The organism is Acaryochloris thomasi RCC1774 (assembly GCF_003231495.1).
Classification (GTDB): Bacteria; Cyanobacteriota; Cyanobacteriia; order Thermosynechococcales; family Thermosynechococcaceae; genus RCC1774.
The window spans coordinates 1-26,051 of record NZ_PQWO01000026.1 but is presented as its reverse complement, the minus strand read 5'-3'; the positions used below and the strand labels follow the sequence as shown (position 1 = coordinate 26,051).

At 48.2% G+C, this 26,051-nt stretch carries 16 protein-coding genes; 3 read left to right on the top strand and 13 right to left on the bottom strand.

Annotation, left to right across the window (positions count from 1 at the left end; translation table 11 throughout):
• Positions 1-11: 11 nt before the first annotated feature.
• The 4 genes from C1752_RS24100 to C1752_RS24085 are packed head-to-tail and all read right to left on the bottom strand — an operon-like array spanning position 12 to position 4,507.
• Positions 12-554, bottom strand: a complete 543-nt coding sequence (locus C1752_RS24100) for an FHA domain-containing protein (protein ID WP_110988608.1) — start codon at positions 552-554, stop codon at positions 12-14.
• Positions 555-567: 13 nt separating this feature from the next.
• Positions 568-2,658 carry a substrate-binding domain-containing protein gene (locus C1752_RS24095; RefSeq protein ID WP_110988607.1) on the bottom strand — a complete coding sequence of 697 codons (2,091 nt, stop codon included), beginning with the start codon at positions 2,656-2,658 and terminating at the stop codon, positions 568-570.
• A gap of 14 nt (positions 2,659-2,672) precedes the next feature.
• Positions 2,673-3,362, bottom strand: coding sequence for a response regulator (locus tag C1752_RS24090; protein WP_110988606.1), 690 nt, complete (start codon positions 3,360-3,362; stop codon positions 2,673-2,675).
• Positions 3,356-4,507, bottom strand: a complete 1,152-nt coding sequence (locus tag C1752_RS24085) for a sensor histidine kinase (RefSeq protein WP_110988605.1) — start codon at positions 4,505-4,507, stop codon at positions 3,356-3,358. The genes C1752_RS24090 and C1752_RS24085 overlap by 7 nt, the downstream gene beginning before the upstream one ends.
• A 468-nt stretch (positions 4,508-4,975) precedes the next feature.
• Here C1752_RS24085 and C1752_RS24080 point away from each other — a divergent pair, with 468 nt between their 5' ends.
• The 3 genes from C1752_RS24080 to C1752_RS24070 are packed head-to-tail and all read left to right on the top strand — an operon-like array spanning position 4,976 to position 9,787.
• Positions 4,976-6,649 (top strand): helix-turn-helix domain-containing protein, encoded by a 1,674-nt coding sequence (locus C1752_RS24080; RefSeq protein WP_110988604.1) that lies wholly within the window; start codon positions 4,976-4,978, stop codon positions 6,647-6,649.
• Between the two features lie 43 nt (positions 6,650-6,692).
• Positions 6,693-8,951 (top strand): CHASE2 domain-containing protein, encoded by a 2,259-nt coding sequence (locus tag C1752_RS24075; protein WP_110988603.1) that lies wholly within the window; start codon positions 6,693-6,695, stop codon positions 8,949-8,951.
• Positions 8,930-9,787, top strand: a complete 858-nt coding sequence (locus C1752_RS24070) for a DUF928 domain-containing protein (protein ID WP_158535176.1) — start codon at positions 8,930-8,932, stop codon at positions 9,785-9,787. Before C1752_RS24075 ends, C1752_RS24070 begins: the two co-directional genes overlap by 22 nt.
• 20 nt (positions 9,788-9,807) lie before the next feature.
• Here the strand turns inward: C1752_RS24070 and C1752_RS24065 are convergent, their stop codons facing one another.
• The 9 genes from C1752_RS24065 to C1752_RS24025 form a co-directional block, all read right to left on the bottom strand.
• The gene (locus tag C1752_RS24065; protein ID WP_158535175.1) at positions 9,808-12,531 is read right to left on the bottom strand and encodes a CHAT domain-containing protein; all 2,724 of its coding nucleotides are present in this window, start codon (positions 12,529-12,531) and stop codon (positions 9,808-9,810) included.
• 180 nt (positions 12,532-12,711) lie between these two features.
• Positions 12,712-16,749, bottom strand: a complete 4,038-nt coding sequence (locus tag C1752_RS24060; protein WP_110988600.1) for a two-partner secretion domain-containing protein — start codon at positions 16,747-16,749, stop codon at positions 12,712-12,714.
• 102 nt (positions 16,750-16,851) lie between these two features.
• Entirely contained in the window at positions 16,852-18,906 is a 2,055-nt protein-coding gene (locus C1752_RS24055) for an ATP-binding protein (protein ID WP_110988599.1), read from the bottom strand.
• Positions 18,907-19,523: 617 nt separating this feature from the next.
• Positions 19,524-20,894 (bottom strand): Pvc16 family protein, encoded by a 1,371-nt coding sequence (locus tag C1752_RS24050; RefSeq protein WP_110988598.1) that lies wholly within the window; start codon positions 20,892-20,894, stop codon positions 19,524-19,526.
• Between the two features lie 44 nt (positions 20,895-20,938).
• The gene (locus C1752_RS24045) at positions 20,939-21,478 is read right to left on the bottom strand and encodes a phage tail protein (RefSeq protein WP_110988597.1); all 540 of its coding nucleotides are present in this window, start codon (positions 21,476-21,478) and stop codon (positions 20,939-20,941) included.
• A gap of 98 nt (positions 21,479-21,576) precedes the next feature.
• Positions 21,577-22,041, bottom strand: a complete 465-nt coding sequence (locus C1752_RS24040) for a hypothetical protein (RefSeq protein WP_110988596.1) — start codon at positions 22,039-22,041, stop codon at positions 21,577-21,579.
• Positions 22,042-22,273: 232 nt separating this feature from the next.
• A complete protein-coding gene (locus C1752_RS24035; protein ID WP_110988595.1) occupies positions 22,274-22,720 on the bottom strand; it encodes a phage tail protein in 447 nt (148 codons plus the stop codon).
• A 52-nt stretch (positions 22,721-22,772) separates the two neighbouring features.
• Positions 22,773-24,488, bottom strand: a complete 1,716-nt coding sequence (locus C1752_RS24030) for a phage tail sheath family protein (RefSeq protein WP_110988594.1) — start codon at positions 24,486-24,488, stop codon at positions 22,773-22,775.
• 55 nt (positions 24,489-24,543) lie between these two features.
• Positions 24,544-25,389, bottom strand: coding sequence for a Pvc16 family protein (locus C1752_RS24025; protein ID WP_110988593.1), 846 nt, complete (start codon positions 25,387-25,389; stop codon positions 24,544-24,546).
• Positions 25,390-26,051: the final 662 nt, after the last annotated feature.

The window sequence follows — 26,051 nt, the reverse complement described above, 5'->3', positions numbered from 1 at the left end:
AAACTAAGACGCTACGCAAACTGATTTGCTGGTTGCTTCAGTTCGATCTGAAGGCAAATCAGTCGATCTTGACCTAACTGCAGTTCATCTCCCTGATGAATGGGATGAGGTGCACCCCGAGAAAGGAGTTCTCCATTGAGGTAGCTGCCGTTACGACTGTCATCAATCACCATGTAGGTGCTTTGTCCTGCATCCCAAAAGAGGTGAGCATGGGTGCGAGAGATGACCCCTGCATGGGGAACATTGGTTAAATCAATCTCGGGACGAGTCCCACTTGTTGAGTTCTGTCGACCGATGATGCCCGATTCTCTAATCAGCACAAAGCTTGCTCCACTGGCATGGTGTAGCTGTATTTGCGGGCGAGGCTGATCGACTGGTATGTCAGCCGATTGGGTCGGTAAAGAAAAGGGCTGAGGGTAGGAATTTCTTGTTTCTGGTAGGGTTTGGACAGCCTGCCCGAGGGGGGTGCCACACATGGGGCAGACTTTGGCATTGTGGGGTAGTACCTGATTAAAAAAGGAGCAACTTGGCTCGGGACAGCGATGGGTTCCCATGATGATATTCTTCCTAGCGATTGACAATAGGCTGTGATAATTGATGCGTTTTGGGCGTGGACTGGAGGGGGACTAGCCCTGCTTGCTGGAGGAGATACTGCCCATCTTGCGTTTTGAGAAATTTAGCAAAGAGTGGACCTGAGTTATGCCCAGGAAGATTGTTGTCAAGGGGATAGGCCACGATCAGGGGCATGTTGAGCGGATATTGTCCGGATTGAAAGACCGATAGGTTGGGAAGCGGCTTTTTTTCTAGGCAAAGATTGTCTGTGGGTGAGATCGACTTCACGATCCCACTGGTCGTTTGCCGCAGCAAAGGCTGCACTGGTGTTTTATTGTTCTGGCTCAAGGCTAGAGGATAGACTTTGCATTGGTCCCAGGTCTGGGTCAAGAGGCCGAAACTAATAGAGCCTGCTTCGCTCTGCTGTTCCCCTGTCGCAATGGAGCGCAGGGTATCAAAGGTGGACCGTTGCTCAACTTTTCTAAACTGGGCAATCAGTTGTGGATCATTCTCTAAGACTTTCTGTTGAAATAGACGCAGGGCTTCAGGTTCTTTGGGGCGATAGGGCTTAATGGGTAGGTCCGGCAAACCAGAATCGAGCTGTTGCCAGTTGGTGATCTGCCCGGTGAAAATTTGCTGTAGTTGCTCAAGGCTAATCTGACCGTTCAGGAGATGCGGTAGATTTTTGCTTTTGTAGGCAGGGACGTAGACCAAAAGACCATCGTAGGCGATGGGTTCCTGAAGTAAGCCGTCGGGAAGTTGAGTGGATAGACTTGCGATCGCAAACTCAGCTTTCCCATTCGCTGTCAGCACCTCATTCAGTGGCGACCGCTCAGGACGATACCCACGATACTCAAACGTTGCTTCAACATCTGATTTAGGTTGAGTGAGCAAAGTTCTGATGTTGCGATCGCTGACCGGCTTTTTCCCCAAAACTGTACTCCAGGTTCCCAGTGCTTCCCCTGTGTAGGGATACTGTCCGGGCTGAATCCCATTCACATCGGCAAACGAGGGCAGCAGACGCTTAAACTGATTGGACTCAGCATGGGAGCTAGAGCGAGGCAAGATTAGCCACAGTAATCCTCCCAAAATGGGTAAGGCTAGCAAACTCAACAACCAATATTTTCGAGAACGCTTTTTACGCTTTTTTTCTGGCTCTCGATTCGCTTGCACAATCCTTGCTGAATCAGGTTGTGGGAGTTTGAGTAACATCTGCCGCGCTTCGGCCGCATTCTCAAAAGGTGCATCTAAGGCAAGTAAGCGGTGCAGAAAGTCTTTGAGGGGTGGATCATCCTGGGGCCAATGTTGGGTCTCTCTGAGATTGGGCAATGCGCCAGACTCTATTGCCTGTCCCGTCCATAGGGAGAAGCCTATCAATCCGAGATCGATTAAATCCTGTGCAGGTGACGATGCCTGGGGCGAAGCCGTCGTAAAAAGTTGTTCCCAGTCTGCTAAGTCACAAGTGTAGACATAGGCATCATCGCTGATAAGGAGACTATTGAGGCTCAAGTTACCGTGGGCTGCGCCGAAAGGCTTCGCGCCAGCAGTGGACTGATTATGGATAAAGTGTAGGGTTTGCAAAACCTGTAATAGCACTTGGCGAGTTTTGTCAGAGGGAAAGGCTCCTGATTTTTGTAGCGTTTGCTTGAGTGTGGAGGTGGATGCTGTTGAGTTGGGGAAGATGAGGTGGATGCGATCGCAACTCGGATCCGCAATAGCTTCGACGGGTGTGATTACCCGAAACTCGCGACTCTTGGACGTATTGAATGGCATTTGACGTACGACTGACCGCCGCTGAGCTGCCTCAGCAGAATTAAAACAGCGGTTAGGCAGCAAAAATTCCTTCACGACTACGGGTTGACCATTACTGATCTGAATCGCTTTATAGAGTCGCCCCAGCCCTTGAGATCGGAGCAGGTTGGAGATGCGATAGGTTCCCAAACGGCCCCGTATTTCTGACTGAGCAGGCAGCGGCGTTGGAAAACCACATTCTAGACAGAACTTGGCACCGGGGATCTCTTTAATGGTCTCTCTCGGTTTTTTGCAGCCCAGCGGTGTGTTTTGGGTACATCGATAGGCTTGAGTGAGAGGATCAACAATCGACATAAAGTCCTCACACGCTACGACTGAACTAGATTCATCTTGATGGCGGCCACAATCGCTTGGGTACGGCTTGTCACCTGCAGCTTCAGAAAGATATTAGTGAGATGTGCTTTAACCGTGGCCACAGAAATATAGAGTTCTTTGGCAATAACCACATTTGAAGCGCCCTGCACCAGCCAATACAAAACCTCATTTTCTCGCTCAGACAGGTCGCAGGGTTGACCGATTTGACTAGGTAGAGAGGCTTGGGTGGTCTGAAAGCGGCGGAAGAAACCTGTGGCGACTTCAGGGGGGAGATAGATTTGGTCATCCATGATGGATGCGATCGCATCTTGAAGCTGCTGGGTTACCTGGCTTTTGAACACATAGCCATCTGCGCCCGTTTGCATGGCTTGGTAAATCCAGCTATCTTCCTCGTGGCCCGACAGAACAAGCGTCTTACAGGATGAACCACTGTCCTGGATCTGCTGAAGCAAGGAGAGACCATCTCCTCCAATTAGCTCCATATCAATTAGAACAAAGTCAGGCTGCTTATCGCCCACTAAAGAGAGGGCTAGATCGGGGCGATTGGCTTCTCCCACAACCGAAATGGACTGATCTTGAACAGTATAGAAATTGAGAAGAGAGCGGATACCTGCTCGAAACTGATGGTCGTCATCCACCAATACAGCAGAGAGAGTCTTGGTTTTTTCGGCTTGATTTAACATGCGATATCCTCGGATAGATTTGCAGATAGACGGGGTAAACTCATTGAAAATTCTGCGCCGCGACCGGCTACATTCTTGGCCCACAGTTTGCCCCCGTGAGCACGGACAACTTTCTGGACAATGGCTAGACCCAGGCCTGTTCCTCCTTCTCGACGGGTAAAAAACGGTTTAAACAGATTATCTAGATCGTCTTGCGGCAATCCTGGACCCTCATCCGAAATACTCAGCCGTACATTCCCCTGAGCCATCTCCCAGTTGATCAAAAGCTCACTGTTTTCGGGGCTAAAGTGAATGGCGTTACTGATTAAATTATTGAAAGCCTGCTTAATCTGGAGTGGATCAAGAGGCAGATTAACCGTGCGCTCAGGTAAACGGACTCGAATTCCTTTCTCTTGAATCCAACCTCGGAAATCTGCTAGCGTCTCTTGCATTAGACTTCGCAAATCTTGAGAAATGAGCTGCAGCTTGTCATTTTTGGCGCACTGCATAATCTCCGTCAGCATTTGGTTGAGACTTTGCGCAGTTTGATTGATAACAGTGACCTGCTCCTGCTCTGGCCCTTGAGGTAGAACCACCGCTAGATTGTTGGCATACAGGTTTATGAGGCTCAACGGATGCCTGAGTTGATGCCCCACGCGCTGCACAACTTCTTCCAACAATTCAATCTTGCGCGATTGTTTTGCGGCCTGTTGATAGCTCTCTAGAGACTCCTCTAGAACTTCAGAAGTACGCTTAATCCACTGGCGCAAGAGATGAGAAGGAGATCCGTCTATAAAGAGCAGCAAATACTGCGGTTTCTGATCGTTAAGAGAGCAATAGTAGAATCCGGTCGTCAGTCCAGCAACAGGATTTAAACCCAAATGAGAAGAAACCTCTGTCAACCAGTCCTCAGTTCGGATGGTTGCGAGGGTCGCCCGAGACATCTGGAAGGGGATCTGGGAGGCATGAGCCACGAGTTGATGGTGGATCGATGACGGATCTTCGCAGACCACTCTTGCCCACTTAATCTGAGGTTGACTGACAAGCTGGTCAATCTGTAGCTGTAAGAAGCGCTCCACCTTACTACTCTTCCGGCTCTTTTGCATTGGGGGCCGGGACTTTCTGACGAGCTTGAGATGGGTATTGAGATGATTAATTTGACTCATCGTTCTTTCCTCTGGGTGCTATTAGGGGTCTAATTCGGCAGCGGTGGCTGGCCTTGTCTTGGTCTAATGTCTACCCTTTCAGTTGGGTGCGATGGTAAGTGGGCTGCAGAAATATTAACTCAAAATTAACTTATGCAGTTGTTCACTAAAAGTCATAGATGAATATCGCTTTGTTTAGGTTCCCGAACTTGCAGATAATCCTTTCTTATTAACTTCTGCTTTTCGTCCTATCTCAGTCATAGTGGCGCTAGTGCTTAATTTCATAGCCCTCAAACTCCTTTGTTTAATAGATAACAGGAACCTAATACCTATGGACGATACTGATTCTGCGCTGCCCCTCGGACTTAACGAGAGATTAACTTAGTTAATACAATATGAACTATTGACGTGTCAAGGGTATTAACATACCATTGTTAACAATAAGCGTACAGAAAAGTATGAACTCTAGGGGTAATAACGGGGTGGGACATGAACTTTGAAGCCGTGATCAATAACGTCAATCAGGCCGTCTTATCCCATGTAGGGCGCGCTCTTAAACCCGTCGAACGCTTGGTTCTTCAAGGTGCCTGGCAGGCAAAGACCTATGAGCAGATGGCTGAAGAGTGTCAGTACAGCTTGGCTTACATCAAGCAGGTCACGGGTCCAAGGCTATGGAAGCTGTTGTCTCAGGTTTATAGTCAGAAAGTCAGTAAGAAGAATGTAAGGGTTTTGCTGGAGCGACATTATTCAGAGTTAAGGGAGCCGACCTTTGCAGCTGACCCGTCTCCTGTAGAGATGGCTCCTAGCGTTGATTTCGCCCTAGAGCTTCAAGATCAGACGCAGGCGCTGTGGGGAAATGCGCCGGAAGTCTCGGTGTTCCACGGTCGAGTGCAAGAATTAGCGACGCTCAAGCAGTGGTTGGTGACGGATCACTGTCGCCTCGTTGCTTTGACGGGGGGCGCTGGCATCGGAAAGACGGCTCTATCGGTGCGGTGCGGTCATCTGCTTCAGGATCAGTTTGATGCTGTGATTTGGCGCAGTTTGCATCAGTCTCCTTCGGTGAGCGATTTCGTAAATGACCTGCTGCAGTCGATCACTCAACAGAGCGTAGAGGCTGGTGAGAGTCTTGATCATCAGCTTTCGCGTCTGATGGCGGTTCTGCGACAGCATCGCTATTTGATTATTTTGGATGCTGGGACTGCGATTTTGCAGGAAGGTTACTTAGCCGGACAATACCGCGACGGCTATGAAGGTTATGGTCAGTTCCTTGAGCGTATAGGGCAGCAGCGACATCAAAGTGCGGTCGTGTTTGTGAGCAATGAAAAGCCCAGTGAGTTTGATCGCTGGGAGGGGGATACGCTGCCAGTGAGATCGCTGCGGCTGAAGGGGCTGAAGTCTGACGCAGAGGAATTGCTGAAGGAGCGGAATCTTTCACACCCTGAGAAATGGGACGATCTGATTCGCCTGTATCGGGGCAATCCGCTAGCGCTCAAAATTGTGGCTACAATGGTCAAAAATATTTTCGGGGGAGATGTCTCTGCCTTTTTGGGGCAGCAGACTATTGTATTTGGCGACCTCAATGATATTCTCGATGAGCAATTTGAGCGCTTGTCGGCGCTAGAGCAGGAGCTGCTGTACTGGTTGGCGATTGAAGGCCAGCCCATTCCTTTAGAAAAGCTGCAGGCTAATCTGCTGTCTCCTATTTCAACAGGGGAGTTATTTGAGGCTTTGGGGTCATTGTTAAGGCGAGAGTTGATTGACCGCAGTGCGGATGCGGGTGATATTCTCTTTTCCATTGAGCAGCCTGTTGTCTCCCACTATGTTCTAGGACGCTTGATCGATCAGATTTATGCTGAGATTGAGGCCGAGAGTCAAACCCTAAAAATCGAGACGTTGGACTTGCTGCGAAGTCACCTAATTGGCTTTGAAGATGACCCCACACAGACCAAGCAGCAGCAGCGATTCATACAGCAGCCGATTCAGGATAAGCTCTATCGTTTGTTCCGAGATGAGTCAGTGATGGAGACCCAACTCGTGGCAATTCTGGCATTTCTAGAGGACAAGCCGTCTTTAGCTGTGGGGTATGCCAGAAATAATCTTCAAATCTTGTTGGGGGCCACCTTAACCTTCGAAGCGCGGAATGAGCTTCGTCGCCAAATTTAAGCGCGTTGATGCGACAATTCCACAATCCTGCTGAGAAGAATAGATGAGTTTTTGTATCAATCCTGATTGTTCCCAACGCCAAAATTCAGAGCAGGACAATTATTGCCAAACTTGTGGAACCAGCCTGGTTATCAATGAGCGCTATCGAATCATCCGTCCGCTGCGGGAGCTAGAAGCCGATCACTGTACGGAAGTGTTTGAGGTCGATAATCTAGGCGTGCCCAAGGTTATTAAAGTCCTAACGAACCAGCGCCGTAGGCTGGTGACGTTATTTGAGCAAGAGGCTCAGATACTGAAGGATCTAAAGCACTTGTCAGTCTCTCGGGTCGATAACTATTTTCGCTTTACGCCAGAGCATGGCCCCAAAGATCTGCACTGTCTCGTCCTGGAAAAAATTCCCGGTTTAAATCTTCAGCAGTGGATCGCTGAGAATGAGTTGCTCTCGGAAGCACTCGCGATCGAGTGGCTACAGCTATTAGTCCCGATATTAGAGGGCATCCATCAGCAGCGCCTGATTCACCGTGATATAAAACCCTCCAATATTATGGTGAGTCCGGATGGGGGCGTCTCCCTGATTGATTTTGGGGCTGCCCGTAAGGTGACAACGACATATCTCAAAAAACTGGAAGACGAAGACGTCACGCGTATCTACACGCCTGGTTACACTGCACCAGAGCAGATCGAAGGACAGGCGAACTATTCCTCTGACTTTTTTGCCTTGGGTCGTACCTTTGTGCATCTACTCACTGGGGTTGGTCCTGATGAGTTCTCTAAAGATAAAGAACGCCGTCTGGAATGGAGACAGGCGGCACCGCAGATATCTGATCACTTCGCCAATTTGATTGATGAATTGATTGCACCTGTCCCGGAGGAGCGTTTGTATAATGCTCAGGTGCTGGCGCTGCGCCTTGCCTGGATGTCAGAGGCAGTTAATGCGCCCTTAGAACAGACCCGTATTCCAAACTCTGAGACCTCAGAAAACACCACGTTGAAGCAGATCAGTCCTTCACTCCCCGGTGAGACGACTGCTGAGGTTGTGAGTCCCGCCCCTACTCGTGATGAGACCAGAATGGTTAAGCCACTGATGGGGGTGTTGGGGATAGGAGTTGCGATCGCAACCTTCATCTTCGGCGCTCGTTACCTGGGCGTTTTACAGCCTCTAGAGTTAAAAGCCTTTGACCATTTGATGGGGCTGCGCCCTGCTGATATGCCTGATTCTAGGCTCTTGCTAGTCACAGTTGATGAAGCCGACATTCAGTATCAAAATCAGCAGAATATGTCGATGCGGTGGTCGCTCTCAGATCAGGCCCTCAATCAGGCTCTAGAAACTCTTGAAACCTACCAGCCCCGAGCCATTGGGCTAGATATCTATCGCGATTTTTCAGTGACACCTGAGGTTCCAGAACTGGCGACGCGCCTTCAGCAAAACCCCAATTTTTTCGGCATCTGCAAAGTCGCTTCTCCCCTAGACGGTGCACCGGATGCCACCCCACCTCCGGCCGAACTACCCAGCAATAGAGTGGGCTTTAGCGACTTTATTGATGACGCCGGAAATACCGTGCGCCGTCATCTGATCTATTTAACACCTCCGGTCAACTCAAGCTGCTCAGCAGATTATGCCTTCAGTTTGCAGCTTGCCTCTCATTACTTGGCCGCAGACGGTATTCAGCCCGGTGCCAACCCTGACGGAAATCTGACGCTGGGTCCGGCGGTCCTCAAACCCTTGCCGTCCCATGCAGGTGGGTATCAGGGGATTGATGACTCTGGACATCAAATATTGCTCAACTATCGCTCGCTGCGGACCGTTGACAGTGTTGCTGAGCAAATCTCTCTTCAAGACCTATTAGAGAATAAAATTCCGCCCGAGTCACTAGAGTCACTCAAAGATCGGATTGTTCTGATTGGGATCACGGCTCCGAGCACCACAGATAATTGGCAAACGCCCTATAGCAATACCGCTGACCCCAGCCAAGAACAGACCCCTGGCGTTTTTATTCAAGCTCAGATGATTAGCCAACTGCTGAGCATTGCTTTGCAAGAGCGATCGCAACTCTGGTGGTGGTCCCTACCGATAGAGGCGCTTTGGATCGGAGCCTGGTCGTTATTGGGCGGCATATTGGCCTGGGCGGTGCATAAACCGCTATATCTCGCTATTGCAGGAGCAATGTCCTTCACCCTCCTGTTCGGAATTAGCTTTGGTATACTAACTCAAGGTGGATGGATTCCGCTTGTCCCTGCCGCGATCGCATTATTCTCAGCCCAACTAGCTGTGCTGTTCCTATGGAAAAGACGTCTATCCTGAGAAGTAAGCCTTCGTCAGTTTCCCTGATGTCAGTGGGCATCGCTTTGCCCCTATTGTTCGGTGCCACACCTTTCTCTGCCCTGGCGCAGACGGCTGCAACCAGCGTGAAAAAGCTATCTGAAGGATCCTCACTGCCCAAGCTCAAGGATCGGGGTGCCCCAGTGGGGCGTCAAAGGGGGGGAGCGAGTCCCAATAACGCAACCGGCACACTGCCTAAGCTCAAAGATCGAGGCGCGCCCACTGGACGACGCAGAGGTGGTGCTAGCCGGAATAACTGTCCAACAGCCTCTAAGCCGCTGACGGCGCTGGTTCCTGGTGTTGAAAGCACGTCTGGACAGAGTCAACGTTCGATTTCTTACATGGCTTCGACCGCGGTAGCTTACCCCACGTTTTGGGTTTATGTTCCTGCAGGCAATCAGGCGAGAGCGGGAGAATTTGTGCTGCAGAATAAAGCCGGAGAAGATCTTTACCGAACCGATTTGCCGCTATCGTCAGCATCCGGTTCTATTGGCATCAATCTTCCCAATGCAGAGCAGTATGCACTGCAGCCTGACCAGGAATACCATTGGTACTTCAAACTATACTGCGGTGACTCTACGGCTCAGTCAGAGTACTTTTACGTCGATGCTTGGCTCAAAAGAGAATCTCCAGCGCCGAACACACCGTCAGCAAGTGCAGCGACCACAGATGTAGCAGGCTCTCAAAGTGTTTTTTGGTATGACACCTTGACCCGGTCGGCGAGATCGCAGGGTCGTAACTGGTCCAATCTTCTCGTTGAAGCCGGACTGCAGGATGTCGCGGATGAACCCATCATTGAGCAGTTCTCCCCTCAGTAGCAGGGATGGAGCGTGAGTCTTTAAAGCCAGTTTCCGACCAAGACGTAGGGTGCCCACAAATAGGGGCGTCGATCTTGGTCCAAAGCCGCTAGCTGGGCCGTTCTTAATGCCTCCGCCTTTGTTTGTCCGGCCTTCAGCGCTTGATAGAACTGGCTCATCAGCACAGAAGTAGACTGATCATCAATGGACCACAGTGTAGCCAGCGTACTGCGTGCCCCCGCCTGGACAGCAATGCCCGCTAATCCAAGCGTGGCTCGCTCATCTCCGACGGCGGTCTGACAAGCGCTCAGCACCAGGAGTTCAATACCGTTTTGATCATCATCACTCTGCTGCAGTAGAGTTGCTAACTCATTCCCTTTGAGAAGCTGGTTCCAAGTGAGCAGATAGGTGTTGTCCAGGCTAGAGCTGAATTCTCCGTGGGTAGCAATATGTACGATAGAGAACGGCTTTGCCCGCAGCGTACTGGTTAGGTTTTTGACAGTGAATCGCTGATTGATCAGATTCTGACTGTTTGAAAGTTGCGTATCGATCTGACTTAGTTCGTTGCTGACATTGGATAACGGTGCAAACTCGCGTCCCTCTACAATTCGCTGTTCGTTAATGCCAGCGGCCAAGACGTTAAGTGGGACTTTTTTAAGCGGCTTCGGAGTGACGAGCTGGAGGCTGGGAGCAAGTGCGATCGCATATTTTTCCACCAGATACTGCTGCCGTTGCTGGTCATAGAGCACTGCCATCGGAATATTTCGCAGCGGACCGTCCAAGGCAAAAGTTAACGTATCGATTTCATTGGCCGCCAGCGTCTGCTCAATCGGGCGAATCAACCAGTCATAAACCTGCTGCGACGACTGTTTGACCTTAGACACGCGGGTAATATCGGGCAGAGACACCTGGAGCTGGTTAACCGTTTCCTCGAACGTACCCTGAGACACCTCTGTACTAAAGAACTCAAGCTGCTCCTGTCGTGGAATCTTGAGAATCAGCGCCAGCCGATCTTTGAGCACAACGGGATACAGGACAGCCGCATTTGAATCTTGCTGGTCGACCACTTTGTCAATGGTTTCCGTCGCATCAAGACAGGCTGAGCGAAAGTAATTTTCCAGTTCTGCAATTTTTAAAGACTCCAGCACCGTTCTCGCTTGCTGGAGTTGCGCTTGACTCGGAGGTATCCCATCTGGAGCCAGCAGAAGCAAGCTCACCAACTCGCGATAGACCGGCTCCACTTTGTCCCGAAAGGAGAATTGCACCTCTGGATTGAGCGTCGCTAAATCTTGCCGCAAAGTCTGAAGATTGTTCACCGCATCAGAATATGAGGCAATAGAGGCTTCGATCTCTCCTTCGCTTTGCTGCAGCCGGCCTAGCTGCCACTGCCATTGATAGGACAGATCCGGCAGATCCAGCGATTGTGACAGGAGTAAAGCCTTCTGGGTCAGATCAATCGCATCTGCCTGCTGCTGACTTTTCTCGTAAATCTTACCGAGAGCTCCCAAAGCTAAGCTTTCGGCCCGCAAATCACCCAAATACTTGGCTTGCTGGATACTCGCTGCCAATAGCTGAGCACTCTCGCGAGAGCTAGACGATGATTGCCGTATTGCACCACTGGCGTTAGCCGTTTCCAGCTGAGCAAGAATCTCACTTAGGAAAACACTGGCGTATATCGCCGTCCGGCCAGAAGGAAGCTGCTTGATCTGAGACACCAGTTGGGGCCACAGAGCCTCCGCCGCCGCTAGCTCTTGATTGGCGACGCGCAGTGATAGTTCCTGAAGCTGGGCTTGAGTCTGCAGCTCTAGCGAGTCAGTGCTGTTTGCAGCCGATTGAAATAACGCTAACGCCTGATAAATCTCGCCTTGGGCACGCAGGGTCCGCCCTAAACTCAAGCGAGTGCTAACCTGATCCTGAGTATTTTGAGCATCTGAAACTTGAGTCATAATCGCCAGACTCTCTTCTAGCGCTTGTTGAGAAAGCTGGAGATCACCTACAACTCGAAATACATTACCTAGACTGCGTAGCCCTGTTGCCTTCAATATTGAGTCTGACTGGCTGGCGAGCTGAGTTTTAGCCTCTAACAGCATGGAACGGGCCTGACGATATCGCCCTAAAGCCTGCTGGGCCTGGGCCATATTGATTCGGCTCTGCCAAAGTTTTGCAGGATCATCAAGCTGGGTATAGGCTGCAGCGGCCTGTTGCCATCGGGTCAGTGCAGCTTGAGGCCGTCCGCGCTCTAATTCTAGGCGTCCCTCAATATCATGTAGCTGGGCTAAGACCTGTAGAGACCTCTGCTCTGCCTGCGGCTGTTGCAGGCTCTTCTCTTGATTTTGATCTTCTCTCAGAAGTACAAGTCCATCTGAAATAGATTTTTCTGCCGCTGACCATTGCCCCAGGTGTTGATAGGTGAGGGAAAGATTGCCCAGAGCCATTGCCTGTCTCAATGCATCTCCACCACCGCGGAATGCACGTGCAGCCTGCTGGAAGACCTGAGCTGCCTGAGTAAACTGTCCTGAGTCGTATAGCGTTCGGCCCTGACGGACTAGATCTTCAGCATTAGCCGTGGGGGCAGGTCGTTCTGAAGCTGCTTGTTCTGAAGCAACTTGGAACGTCCGTGCTGTATTAGCTTTTGCAGGTGCTGTGGATAAACACAGGCAGACTGTGCTCAGCAACAAAAAAGAGCGGGGATAGACAGACTTTGAACCGCATTGAAGAAAGTTCACAGAGACTGTTGGGGCTAAATTACAATTGGGCTGAGTCACGACTGTTCCCTGAGTAGACGTGAAAGGGGCTGCTATCACTTCAGGTCGGTGGCGTTTTTGGGTGGATAACATCCTGACTGCTGAGATTGCTAGAGCAGGCAGTGGGTACTTGCTCTTCATCAAGAAAACATAAATAGCGGATCTGCACAGTAGCTGAAGGTAGAACATAATCTTCATAACTTACCCCTGACAGCTGGGCTGGGGCGATACGCTTGCCGATGGAGTTTCAGCTATTAGCATCAATTTCCCTTTCGCATTTTTCCTCCAGCCTTGAGCTTCGTTTATTTGCTGCACTGAACTTTTAGATGGTGGTGATTGCGTTTTTTGGGGCAGCACATTGTGATTTTTTACGTTGGGTTCTGTCGAAGGATCGAGCGTCACTAAACCTACCTGAAAGGCATCCTGCCCCAGTGACTCTTGGGCTGTCGGTGGCAATCCACCTCGCCCTGTCACCACAAAATCGCTGCGGCCCTGCCGAGCTGAACAACTTTTGACGACTTTCACCTCGGGGGGCCGAATAGGAAGACTGATGATGTTATCGCTAGGATCAACTTCCGAAGTTTGAATGAAAATTTCCCCCGGAAGGTTAGTACTTGAACTTGCCGTAATATCGTTCAGTGGCGTTAGCGAATCGCGGGGTTCAATGCCAAAGCGTCCTTGAGTAGTAATGCTGATATTTCCACCTTGACCATCGATGGCATTGGCGATGATGTCACTGCCGTTGGGGCCTTCTGGCGACAATGCAAGGAGCAAAAGAGCATTGATTAAGATATTTCCACCATTGGCCTCTCCAAATGCGTCAGCAGAAATAAGGCTCTCATTTCTAAGCGTCAAGATTTGAGAGATTTGTAGATTGATGTTGGCTCCCTCTTGACCACTTTCACCTGTTTCTGCACTTAGAGTTCCTTGATTGAGTTCGAGCGAATTCGCATTGATTGTCAGGGTTCCGGCCTGGGCTTGAAGACTGCTCACTGTGATTTGAGCACCACCAGCGATGGCTAGGTCCTGAGTTTCAACGTTTAAGCTGCCTGCGTTACCAGAGGCCATTGCATCTGATGCGACAGATAATTGACTATCTGTGCCCCTTAATTCAATCCCCTTTGAGGCAGAGACGCTTAGATTACCACCTGCGCCATTACCAAAATTTGCTGCAGAGACTACCGCCCCATTCGTAACCTGTAATTCCTGCGTTTGAATATTGATATTGCCTCCGCGCCCCGTGGCTCGGGGACCTGACTCGCTCAAGACAGAACTGTTGTTAAGCAAAAGCTGACCGCCAATATCAAAAGTCAAGTCTCCTGCATCGCCTTGACCGGATGTTGATGTCGAAAACCCACTACCATTTTGGCTGATCAGCTGTCCAGCATTAATCTCAACATTACCTGCACCACCTGTTGCATCTTCGAAGCCTACAGCACTGAAGATACGACTGTTGTTAATCTGGAGCAAATCGTCAATATTGAAAGTAATGTTCCCTGCATTGCCCTGACTCAGTGTTGTACTAGAGGACAAACTATTACGACTAATGAGTTGTCTAGCACTAATCTCGATGTTGCCTGCGTCACCCGAGCCCACAAAGTCTACAAAGATAGTTCTGCCGTCGTCCTCTAAAGTCTGAAAGTTATCACTCAAAATAGAGCTATCCACAAGCAGAAACTTATCACTAACATTAAAAGTCAAGCCCCCTGCATTTCCCCGGCTTGACGTTGTTGTGAGAAACTTACTGTTCTGACTTATAAGCTTTTCGGCTTTAATCTGAATATTTCCTGCATCACCTTTAGAGCTAGGCCTAGTATCACTAGAGATATCGGTATTAGTTAACATCAAATCTTTCGCAGTAACATCAATATTTCCTGTGTTGCCTTCGCCAAAGTCAAAGAGGATAGTAGATATCCGTGCATCTTGTGCAGAAAACTGTTCAGCGACAACATTAATATCTCCTCCATCGCCTCTGGCAAAATCAACAACATCACTACGAAGACTGCTTTCATCGTTCAAGTCGAAAGCAGAAGCTTTGATACTGATATTCCCTGCCTTGCCTTGACCAAAAAGATTTGAGGTCAAAGATGAATTTTGATCTGCAGAGAACTGTTCAGCTTCAATATTAATATCCCCTCCATCTCCTTCAGCTGAAGAATTAATGTCGCTACGGATGCGACTGTTACTTACTAGTGAGAAATCATCTGCTCTGACGTTGATATCACCTGACGTTCCTTGACCAAATAAAATCGTGAATAGGAACGAGTCGTTTTGTGCGGAAAAACGGTCGATATCAATATTAATATTTCCTCCATTTCCGATGGCAGAAGCGTTAACATCGCTACGGATGCGACTATTACTTGCTAGTGAAAAATCATCTGCTTTGATATTGATATTTCCTGTCTTACCCTGGCCAAAAAGATTGGTAGATATAACTGAGTCGTTCTGTGCAGTAAATTGATCAGACTCAATGTTGATGTCTCCTCCATCTCCTCTACCCAATGAATTTATATCACTCCGAATACGTCCATCGTTTATTAATGAAAGATTATCTGCTTTTATATTGATGCTTCCGGCGCTGCTTTGACCATTGAGATTAGTCGATATAACTGAGTCATCTTGTACAGTAAATTGACCAGCATCAATGTTTATATTTCCTCCATCTCCGCTAGCTGAAGATCTTATGTTGTTGCGGATACGACTATTGCTTATTAATGAAAAGTCATCCACTTTAATGATGATATTGCCTGAATTCCCAGTGGTTGATGTTGACGTGGATAACTGTGAATTATTCTGAGCCGTGAATTGTGCTGATTTTATTTGAATCTCACCTGCCTCACCTATCTCTGAAAAAGGATCTGACGGGGATGGGTTTGATTCACTACGAATTTGACTATTATCAAGTAGGACTCGGTTCCTGGCTTCAATTAAAATATCTCCTGCGTTTCCTATACCTATGGTGGAAGTGGAAATCTCTGCATTATTCAGAGAGGTGAATTCTTCAGCATCAATCTCAATATCTCCACTCTCGCCTGCGTCGAGGATGACATTGGTTGATTCGGTCGAAAGGCTACTGCTATCGAGGGAGAATAAATCTTTTACCTTAATAATAATGTTTCCCTCGTTACCCGAAGTTGACGTTCCTGCCGATAGAGAACTATTATTTCGTGCTATGAACTGATCTGCTTCAATCAAAATATCTCCGACTTGTTCAGGAGAGGAGAAGAGAGCGGTTGTTATAGAGGTGTCGTCTAACACGAGATCCTGTGCCATCAGAACAATACCTGTATTAACTCCCTCTACTGAACTAGAAGTAGTTGGGATAAAGGTACTAATGGTGCTATCTGTCAATATAAGGTTGTTACCTTGAAAACGAATCAGGCCTCTCGCTCCTGTCGTGGTAATACCTGCATTATCAAATGTGATATTTCTAGCCTGCGCGGGCGACAAAGATTGTAAAGATAGCTCACCATCGGCTTCGTCAATTTCTAGAGTTTGACCTGCTTGAACACTGGCTAACTCTACCCGGCCACTGATAGCATTCAATCCTCCTCCATCGATATTGATATTTCCGCCAACCAATAAGAGACTTTTCCCCTCTGGAACCCCTAGACCTGCAGTCGATATTCCTCCGGTTAGTCCGCTGGCAAAATCAAAGAACGCCTGTGATTGATTAGTAATCTCTCCAGAATTGATTTGGTTAAAGAAGAATGCAGAAGGCTGAATACTCAGCAAGCTTGAGGTCTGAGGCGAAGTCGCACTGAAAGAATCCTGTTCATTGAATTGGAGAGCATCTGCAGTGGTCGCCACAAAGGAGCCGCCGACATCTAGAGAGGCATCAGGGCCGAAAATAATCCCGTTGGGATTGATGACAAACAGATTTGCGTCCCCCCGAACGCCCAGCACGCTATCTATATTTGATGTAGAACCACCCGTTACCCGTGTCAGAATGTTGTTGACGCCGTTGGGGTTGCGAAAAAAGACAGACTGCCCTGACTCTACATTAAAGTCTTGAAAGCTATGGAAAAGGTTTTGTCCACGACGAGCACCCCCTGTAATTAGGTTGGTTGGGGTAGGCTGCGGCTGTCTCTCAACCCGTGATGATTCAGGCCCTAAGGTTTGATCGGGCGTTAGTTGTGCGAGGGTATCCTGCGGCGCAACACTGAGGCATAGGCCTATAGTTAGCGCCGAGAGGGAGCTAAGTTTTGGGAAGAGAGGGGAGTTGCGATCGCATTTCATGCAAACTAACCTGCTACAGCCAACTAATTATACTGATCTGAGAGAAAAATGCTGTTATCCATCCACCATCCGCATCTCGAGCGAGATCGGTCTGAATATTCCTCAAATAGGAACTTTTTCGTCAACCCAGCCCGAGACTTCAACACTGGTTAAGGACTTGCCTAGCTTTTCATACTCCGTTTGAGTTGCCTTCAAAATATGCTTCATTTGAACGGAATCTCCCTCATCGGCAGCGATAAAAGCGGCATTCAAGGCAATGTTACGAATGTTTCCACCCGGTGTATTGAGTTGAGCCAGTCGGTCAAAAGCAAGCCCTGCTGTCGGGGCCGTTGATGGAAAGACTCGTCGCCAAATCTCGGCCCGATGAGCCGCATCAGGAAGAGAAAATTGAGTCACAAATCGCAGCCGTCGCAGAAAAGCCGGATCTAAGCTGCTTTGCAAATTTGTCGTTAAAATAGCCAACCCTGGATAGGATTCCATGCGCTGCAGTAAGTAACTAACCTCGAGGTTGGCATAGCGATCCTTGGAATCTTTTACTTCACTTCGTTTACCAAAAATAGAGTCTGCTTCGTCAAAGAGCAAGATTGCGCCACCGGTCTCTGCTGCATCAAAGATCCGCTGGAGATTTTTTTCGGTTTCGCCAATGTACTTGCTGACCACTGACGACAGCTCGATTTTGTAGAGGTCCAGCTTCAGCTCATTGGCGAGGACCCCGGCAGCAAGGGTTTTCCCGGTGCCGCTTGGTCCTGCGAAGAGCGCTGTAATGCCTAAGCCACGCCTGTTTTTTGCAGCAAATCCCCACCTTTCGTAGACTTTGGCCCGTTGTCGAACGTGGGCCGAGATTGATTCTAGGGTCTCTTGCTGCAGTGGCGGCAGGACTAAATCATCCCAGGACAGTTTAGATTCGAGACGCTCTGCCAACTCATCTAGACCTGGACGCGCTTGAACTCGACAACTCTGCCATAGCGTCTGTTTGAGGGACGGTGTAGATTGCGTTTTCAACTGTCCAACTGCTGCCGTGCAGGCTTGTCGAATCATAGAGGTACCCAGTTGAAATTGAGCCGTGAGTTCCTGCAAATCTTGAGAGAGCTGCTCTGGCTCGGGTACGAGATGTCCTTGTCCGTTGAGCTGGGCTTTGAGTTCTGCGATAGAGGCTTCCCAAGACATCAATTGTTCTTGAGGGAACGGTTTAGGAACGTCAAAGCGAATCATCTGACGCCTAATGCCCTGAAATGGCGTTCGGCAGGTAATGATGACAGGCCCTTCGACTTCTTCAAGTAGGTGATTGAGAGCAGATTGCAAGAGCTGATCTGACCGATCTAGGTCATTACAGTTCAGGAGCAGGATTCTCTGCTCTAGAATGCTTTCTCGCTCCCATCGACGAATGAACGCAGCCAAGTCCTCTGAATTGACGGGGAGGCGATTGCAGCTCATAGAACTCACCCGTTGCTTAGATTGGTGACACACAACCTGGGCGATATCTGTCTTATCTTCTATCTCCGGTCCACACAACTGTATCGCTGGTAAGCTATCCCCAGAAGACTGCTGTTGCCACAGGGCTGTGATTTCGTCAGCCAGCCGCTGATGAGATGGGACTAGCTGTCTGGTTTCTTGTGGAAGGTCAGAAATCTCTGTCAACGAGGCATCGATTGCTTGAGTGCCCACAAGATAATGAAGAATGCGCTCATCGATATAAAGAGAACGATTTGTCAAAGCATCCCCTTGACCAAGACGGATGAGGTTCCAGTGCCGCAGTGGTCCATTAGATATCAATGCGCTCCAATGTGGATTGGGCAAGACGGAAAGAGCTAAACCGAATGTCGGGTAGTATCTATGGCTACTGGTACCGTGTGCTTTAGCATATAGGGGCTGAAATCGTGTATCTAGCTCAGTCCCTGCACAAAGTAAAAGCACACTTCGTTCAAAGTCAGTGAGACCAAAGTGCTTGCAGACTTGCTCAAGAGCAGTCGGCACAGACATATTGACCTCTTGAGAGTGAACTGCATTGCTCGTGTTTGAGCGGAATCTATGGCTTGACGTGTGATTTTTTGACTCATCGACATAATCGTGGAGAGTCTTAAAGACACCGTCAATAGCAGCAACTAAATCTCTTCGGTTGAGTTTGTCCCAGTCATCAGATTTAGAAGAAAAAATCATATTCTACTCCTTTGAGGTCAGAACAAAACTGCCTCTATCTATATAGGTTTTTTACAGTTTTTACCTATATTTTGTTCTTGAGGCTGACAAAAAAATAAATTCTGACGCCAAGCAATATAAGATCTTATTACAAGTTGTTTAAATGATTTCCTCCATCACCCATACTTGAGTTTGCGCTTCTACTCACGAGTCGAAGATTGCTTATGTTGTTGTATGCAGCTGTAACAGAGGCTCTATCGTTGACATCCGAATTCTCATAGCAATATTGTTTCCACGGCACTATGTGATCGATTGACATTTCATTTTTAGGGTAAAGCCCGTCGGTTTCTGCACATCGATATTGCCCTCCCCCTGCGTGAGCGTCTGCGTAAACTTGTGTCTTCACATCCTCATTCCATTGAGGGCGAGACTTCATCCCTGCAGGAGTTTCGTTGTAGTTGGTTGAAGTCCCACCACTATTTCTCAAGTCGTGTCCACCAGTACTTCTTGCTCGTTTTCCTCCACTTCTTGTAGTAGGCATGTGATCTAAACTCCTTTTTCTTTACTAATGATTGCCTTTAGTCTCAACTTTGTCCGAAGCAATCCAATATTCTTTAATCAAATGAGATGGAGCTACATTAAAAGTCACCACCTGTTAGCGCAGTAACCTGATGTTCCATTCCATTCATTTCTTCATCCTCGTTGCTAGAGGCTAGATTTTGAGTTTGAATTATGACTCGATTCTTACTCTGATCAACATCTAATAGACTCTCAGCTCCATCAACTTGGGCCTGTACTAGATATGGTCCTGATGGAATATCATTGACCGAGATCTCAACGGTATCAGTCTCTAAATCTCCGGGAGGAGTTCTGATTTGATAGACTTTATCTGAGTACTCATCAACTGAAATTAATTTGAGGTAAACCTGCTGCTGTGGTGAAATTTTTGGTGTGAATTGAACCGCTATAGTTGTCTCTTCAGACTGCTGTTGACTATCGCTGTTTGGTATCTTGGCAGAAGCTGTGATGCGTGGTCGAAGTATAAAAGTGGCCGCATTGGAGGAAATACCACTTGCAGACAGAGGATCAGTAACCTCTTTATGAATCACCTGAATCTGGTGCACCCCGGCCTGAAGTGTAGGCGACGATTTCACTAAAAGCCTTATATCTTCGACAACGGTAGGAGTTAGCTCATCCCCATCGAGACGAACTTTGGTGATATCGCCGTCTAGATGTTTGCCATAGAGAATGAGATCGCAACCCGGTGTGATCGCACCATTGGTCGCGGGTGAAGCTATCACCTTTTCAATAACTGGGACTTCTCTATCGTTAGATGCTTCTTCTCTAGAATCCATCACCATTGGGTTAGAAGATTTCTCCGAGGAGATGGACACCATTGAAACCTGGTAGGTAACAGAGGGACGGTACGAACCTTGCAGCAGAGACCATAATTTAGACATTTGCTCGGTATCGAATAGATCTGGCTCAATTTGTACTTGACCGAGTTGGTTAATCAAGACATCAAATGAGTTCGATGCAACTGCTTGAGCAAAAGGTCCGGCGCGATTCATAGATGCAGCATGCTTTAGCGAACTGCGAATCGCATCATTAGAGAGCACAGGGCTTTGATGCATAAGCTGCATGACGCACCCTAGCAGCATCTCTGTCTGAAAATCTTGAGTTCCGTAAACGGTAATTAAATAGTGGAGGTTGATGGCGAGTCGTGATGTTTCATTCAGGGGGTTCGCCTGAGCAGAACGACTGAAATTGTCTGGATTTGTCTCTTGAGCACCATGCCCAATCCAGTCTGCATTGCGATTTTGCGAAACCTGGTATAAGAATAGATTGAGCTGGGGCTGGCCATCGACGCCGACTGAAATCTGGTCGGGTGGAAGGGTCGTGACCAGAATATTACCCATGCTGGATAGTGCTGTATTCTGCACTAAGCCGTCTTCTAATAGATTTTTTAGGACCGCAGTTATAGATGCGATCGCAAGTCCACTATTCATGAGAGCCTCACGAATCAATAACGATATTGAGAGCTTTATCTCCTTTATCCATGCCAAGCTCTGCGCGCCGCCCCCACCGCCTTATCCTTTGCACCGCCAGCCTTGATCCGTTTAAATCCCTCAAAGGCAATTTCGATTTCTTCAAGCGCGGCCTGAGCATCATTGGAGTTAACATCGCCGATCTTGTAACTTATAGGCCAGGCCGCCTCAAGCTCTAAATGGACAGTACGCGTGGAATTGTTGTCATAAAAATACAGAGAGCAATTTTTTCGCTTCTTCGCCCAATTTCCTTGCTCCACGATCTCAAGCCAGTCCCATATAGCCATGGACTTAATCAACCCTCGGCGGAGCGTAAGGTGACCGGACTTGGCGTTGCCAGGAAGCTTTGTTCTGACAACCTGTCCTTTACCTGCATTTCCCCATTGGTTAGAGGTAACTTCGCAAAAATCAATTACATCCTGGGTATAATTGATTCCCGAACAATCCATAAAGTAACCATCGGTGCTGTTAGAACCATCTAAATCAAGTTCTACACCGAACCTAGAAGAAGGTAAAGGATCGGGCTTTTTAAACATCATTGACATGCTGTTTTTCTTCCGAAGAACTAAGGGCTAAGTAATTTAGCCTAAGAAGATATTTTTTATGCAATTTCTTAGGCATTCAAAAATAAGTTGGATCAGAGCTACGAACAGTCAATATCTGAACAAGCTATTGTTACCTTGATTTTTACAGGAGCCGAAGGCTTAGAATCAAGACCCTCATATACAACCGAGAAGGGGTATGCATCTATCATGTCGACCGTTAGGATCGGCTTCTCACTTGCATCTGATATAACGATATTGGGTGGTTGTAAGTTGCCTGATAAATCGGCCCCCATACCACCGACAGGATTAACTTTATCGAACCATTCAAACAATACTTTGCTGTCTGTATTTGCAAGTGCTGTAATAATGACATTTCCAGGCTGCCGGGGGCCAGTCTGAGGGCAGCTAAGTTGCTCTGCTGCCTTGTTCCCGACATTGCTTGCAATTACCTCTACACTGGCTGAGAGTTCCTCAATCGAAAAGATCGGTAGATTCTCAGTATATCCTGGAATATTAATTTCATACTTACTTGCAAAAGCAACATCGTAATTTGAATCTGCCATGATTATTCTCCTGATATATTGACTTGATGAGGCGTTAATTGGATCTGTCTTTGTTCTTCAAAATATTAGGAATCATGAAGAAAAATCTAATGACATATGAATATTTGTTCTAGTTATGCTCTGACTTGACGCATCTTATTTATAAGGGGAATTTTCCCTGTAAATAGGATTCATTGAGGCTGACATCATTAGAAATGCGCTGTTTTTTTGCGACGTCAGCCCCAGCTTGAAATTACGCCTGCACAACATTGGTAACAACAAAATCTACGGATTCCTTCATGATGCCCTCTTCCTCAATACCCGCAGCCGATAAACTCCAACGAATAGGGTAAGCACCTTCAAGTACCAACTCCAAACCAACAGCTGTCCCTCCGTCATAGCCGTATAAAGTAAGATCTTTAGGGTCTTCCGTAGCACCTACATTGTATTTAGGGTTCACTGTGTTAAACCAATCGTAGACGTCTCTGCTTTTGGTTAAGGCAAAGTCAACTGTGACAACCGTGCCATTCCGTGGGCCAGGAACGGGTTTACTGCCGAATGATCCATCCGAAGCAGTACCTGTATTGTGTTCAGCCAGCTTAACCGCAACCTCCAAATTCTGAACCCCAAGGACAGGTAATTCCGCACCTCCGCCTAAATCAAGACCGAAACTCGTACAAAATGTCTGCTCTGCTGCCATGATTTATTTCCTAGGTTATAAATTGTGCTGAGAAATTATTTGAATCTATCCATCAATCGTCACCTTGATCTAACTGGAAATTCATTTGGCTGATTCTGAACACCACAAATTCAGCGGGTCGGACTGGACTGACGCCGACTTCAACATATAAACGACCGAGTGCCATCGTCTCAGGCGTATTGATCTCTTCGTCGCATTTCACGAAGAAAGCTTGTTGAGGCACTCTGCCCACCAAAGCACCTTCGCGCCAGATTCGTTCCAAAAAGCTGCTGACAACATACCTGACCTTGCTCCATAACTTCGGATCATTGGGTTCAAAGACAGCCCACTGAGTCCCGATTTCAATGGAGCGCTCAATATAGCTAATCAGCCGTCGAACACTGATGTAGCGCCATTCTGTTATGTCAGGTTCTACTAGCGTTCGAGCGCCCCAGATGCGAATGCCACGGTTAGGAAACTTACGAATGCAGTTAATACCCAAAGGGTTAAGGAGTTCTTGCTCACGAAAGTTGACGTCATATGCCAGACCCGTTACACCCCTCGGTACCTCATTGGCCGGTGCCTTATGCACTCCTCGGGTTTCATCAGTGCGTCCCCAGACCCCCATCATGTGTCCACTGGGTGGAATAAGAATGGGCCGTCCTGCCTTACGAGGATTCGGAACCTTGATCCAGGGATAATACATTGCAGAGAACATCGACCGGCGGCCAAAGGCATCTAGCCATTTGACGACATCTTGAGGGCGAGTCTGATCCGGGGGGGGATCAAGCACCACCATTCGGTTTGAGGCGCCCGGAATATCTCCATCACTGGACCCTTCCGACAGACTCACCATGGTCTCCATAACGCCATGGACCTGTTCAAGATCAATGAGACCCGTCTCATAGGCACGCATTAGATCAGGGAAGCAGAGCATCGTAATCTCATCGATCTCAAAGATGCCGCGTACCCCTGTGCGATCATCACGCACCCCTTCAACTTTTTTAGTGAACTGCTCCGGTGATGTTTGCTCTAGTGGAGCCTTTACCTCATACTCACCATTTAACGGGCGACGCGCTAGGGGTTGTCCCGGCTGAGCAATGTCACCAATCGCAACGTATTGAGATCCTCTCAACGCCTCGACGACGTAGGTGGCCGCTTGGGGCTCAGGGTCCATACTCAGGTGTTCATATTGCTCTAAGACCTCGCCATCCCGAGAAATTCTGATATCGAAGAACTCTCCGGTATCCGGTGGTGTCTCAGACCAGGTGTTGCCCCCCAGAGTCCCAGTTCCCTCTGCGTCTTCTTCATCTCCGTCCATCCCAGGCGGTAGCGCTCGGGGAAAGCCATCGATGATCTCAATCTTGACGTTCCCTTCTTCAGCCTGCTGAGGAAGGAGATTCAGCTTTAAGCTAGGGCGGTTTCCGCGTCGGGGAATTTCCAAAGCTGGTGTTTCTTCTTCTACCTCAACCTGTTTCATTCCTGGGAGCTGAGTACCAATGCTGGTGACCCAGCATCGCCCGCCTCCATTAAGAAAGTAGCCTCGAACTGCAAAGGGGAGATAGGCATCAAAATCTGTGTACCCATCAGAGTTAGGTTTTGCAAAGTAGCGAAGGTACTGCGTCCAGGTTGTGACCAACATAGGCTTAAAGAGTTCAGCGTCATCCCGAATATCTTCGGTGAAACCGATAAAGCCCGCTATTGAAGTACTGACGCCATCAATGGGGCGAGCGCCTCTGTCTACCTCTTCTACATATACGCCTGGAGCCGAATAGTCTAATCTAGCCATAGGATTACTCCGTATTTACTGTGATGAATAAGTTTTGGAATCTTCGATGGAATCTTTAAGAAGGCATCAGAAAGATTTCCTGGGGTGTGTCGATTTGCTGATCGACTAGAACACTGCAGCTCTGAGCTTGATAACCGAAGCGCATTAACTGCAGAACGTAGCTGCCAGTTCTCAGATTCTCGAAGAAGAACAGTCCTTCTGGATTAGTGGTCACGGACTTCTCTGTGCCTTCCAACATGACGCGCACTTTTTTAATCGGCCTTCGGGTCAGTTCATTCTTGACCAGACCTGCGATCGCAACCCGATGCGCCGCTAAGTCTTCGCCCATAGAATCTGGAAATCGACTGCTTTCTCTGAGGCGTCGTTCGACAACCAGAGGAACGGTCGTCTTGTGCCAAGGATTGAACGGAACCGTAACTGTCAAATAAATTGCGGGACGTATGGGAGCCGACAGAGAACTCCATAAGCTCCCAATATCGATCGGGGGATCGCGCGAAAGAGAGATGGGCAGGTCACCATAACCTTGAAGGTCTGACACCAAGAACTCCTCTCGCAAAACAGGATGGCGCATCAGCAAAGCAAGGGCTTCTGAAAACAAGCGATGTTCACCAAGCACAGTCTGATCACGAACCGTCAGCAAAATAGAAACATCAAACCAACTGGCTGCCCGTTGAATGCTAGCAACCGGCCGTCCGCCTTCATAGTGGCGCTCAACCTGACGCCCCATTAGCGGCATTTGCTGGCTTGCTCGCACATCATACAGATGGAGATTCAAGGATGAACCCCTACCGGTCTCCCGCAGAAATGCAGAAGGGTGGCTGAAGTCAATTTGCTCAGTACTAGCGAGGGCAGTACCGCTGGCTAAAATTTCCGCAAGGGTTTGAAGAAGAGAGTTAAGCATATGCGAGTAAGATGCGCTTTGATATCATCAAGATAAAGGCAAACTTTTTGAAAGCAATTAGACCTTTGTTGCAATTAAGATGCCTTCAACCTTTTCTTAGAAAAGAAACCTAACAAGAAGTCCTAAGCAATTTCGTCAGGCTCTAGTCCTTGTCGACTGTTTGATTTCTTACTCCTAGATGAAACCGAATTGTTATACTGTCTCTCAACGGAAGTCCTAACTTGTCGTTCAACAGAGGAAGTAAAGCTGCGTCGAATTCGAGATAGAATATTCCCGAAGATTCTGCCGAAAAAGCGCTCTATGAAATTCATGTTGTTTGCCTCAAATTATGGGAAAGTGGAATTTTTATAGACAACTTAAGAATATATGTATGGCAGATTCGATGCATTATACCTACGTAGAATAGTGATTTGAGATCTGAGGATAGAAATCACGTAAAAGACAAGAATGCAATAGCTTTAATCCACGAAAATAAGAGAAAGCTAAGAGGTCGCTGAACAGCAAGTTTGTTCACGAGGGAAACATTCCTATGGAATTTTTGGTAGTCCTAAACGGGTAAGGATATTCTATCGATAAGGGGATGTATGTTCTCCTATGCTTATGCGAGTGTTGACTCGTCGTCATCCATCGTTTTCCGTGTCTTCTGCTCTACCAGCGTGTCC

Coding starts and splice junctions, on each gene's coding strand:
- C1752_RS24050 (WP_110988598.1), bottom strand. CDS start 20,894: ATGAATAGTGGACTTGCGATCGCATCTATAACTGCGGTCCTAAAAAAT.
- C1752_RS24055 (WP_110988599.1), bottom strand. CDS start 18,906: ATGATTTTTTCTTCTAAATCTGATGACTGGGACAAACTCAACCGAAGA.
- C1752_RS24070 (WP_158535176.1), top strand. CDS start 8,930: ATGGAAAAGACGTCTATCCTGAGAAGTAAGCCTTCGTCAGTTTCCCTG.
- C1752_RS24085 (WP_110988605.1), bottom strand. CDS start 4,507: ATGAGTCAAATTAATCATCTCAATACCCATCTCAAGCTCGTCAGAAAG.
- C1752_RS24025 (WP_110988593.1), bottom strand. CDS start 25,389: ATGCTTAACTCTCTTCTTCAAACCCTTGCGGAAATTTTAGCCAGCGGT.
- C1752_RS24080 (WP_110988604.1), top strand. CDS start 4,976: ATGAACTTTGAAGCCGTGATCAATAACGTCAATCAGGCCGTCTTATCC.
- C1752_RS24030 (WP_110988594.1), bottom strand. CDS start 24,488: ATGGCTAGATTAGACTATTCGGCTCCAGGCGTATATGTAGAAGAGGTA.
- C1752_RS24035 (WP_110988595.1), bottom strand. CDS start 22,720: ATGGCAGCAGAGCAGACATTTTGTACGAGTTTCGGTCTTGATTTAGGC.
- C1752_RS24090 (WP_110988606.1), bottom strand. CDS start 3,362: ATGTTAAATCAAGCCGAAAAAACCAAGACTCTCTCTGCTGTATTGGTG.
- C1752_RS24040 (WP_110988596.1), bottom strand. CDS start 22,041: ATGGCAGATTCAAATTACGATGTTGCTTTTGCAAGTAAGTATGAAATT.
- C1752_RS24060 (WP_110988600.1), bottom strand. CDS start 16,749: ATGAAATGCGATCGCAACTCCCCTCTCTTCCCAAAACTTAGCTCCCTC.
- C1752_RS24045 (WP_110988597.1), bottom strand. CDS start 21,478: ATGTCAATGATGTTTAAAAAGCCCGATCCTTTACCTTCTTCTAGGTTC.
- C1752_RS24095 (WP_110988607.1), bottom strand. CDS start 2,658: ATGTCGATTGTTGATCCTCTCACTCAAGCCTATCGATGTACCCAAAAC.
- C1752_RS24075 (WP_110988603.1), top strand. CDS start 6,693: ATGAGTTTTTGTATCAATCCTGATTGTTCCCAACGCCAAAATTCAGAG.
- C1752_RS24100 (WP_110988608.1), bottom strand. CDS start 554: ATGGGAACCCATCGCTGTCCCGAGCCAAGTTGCTCCTTTTTTAATCAG.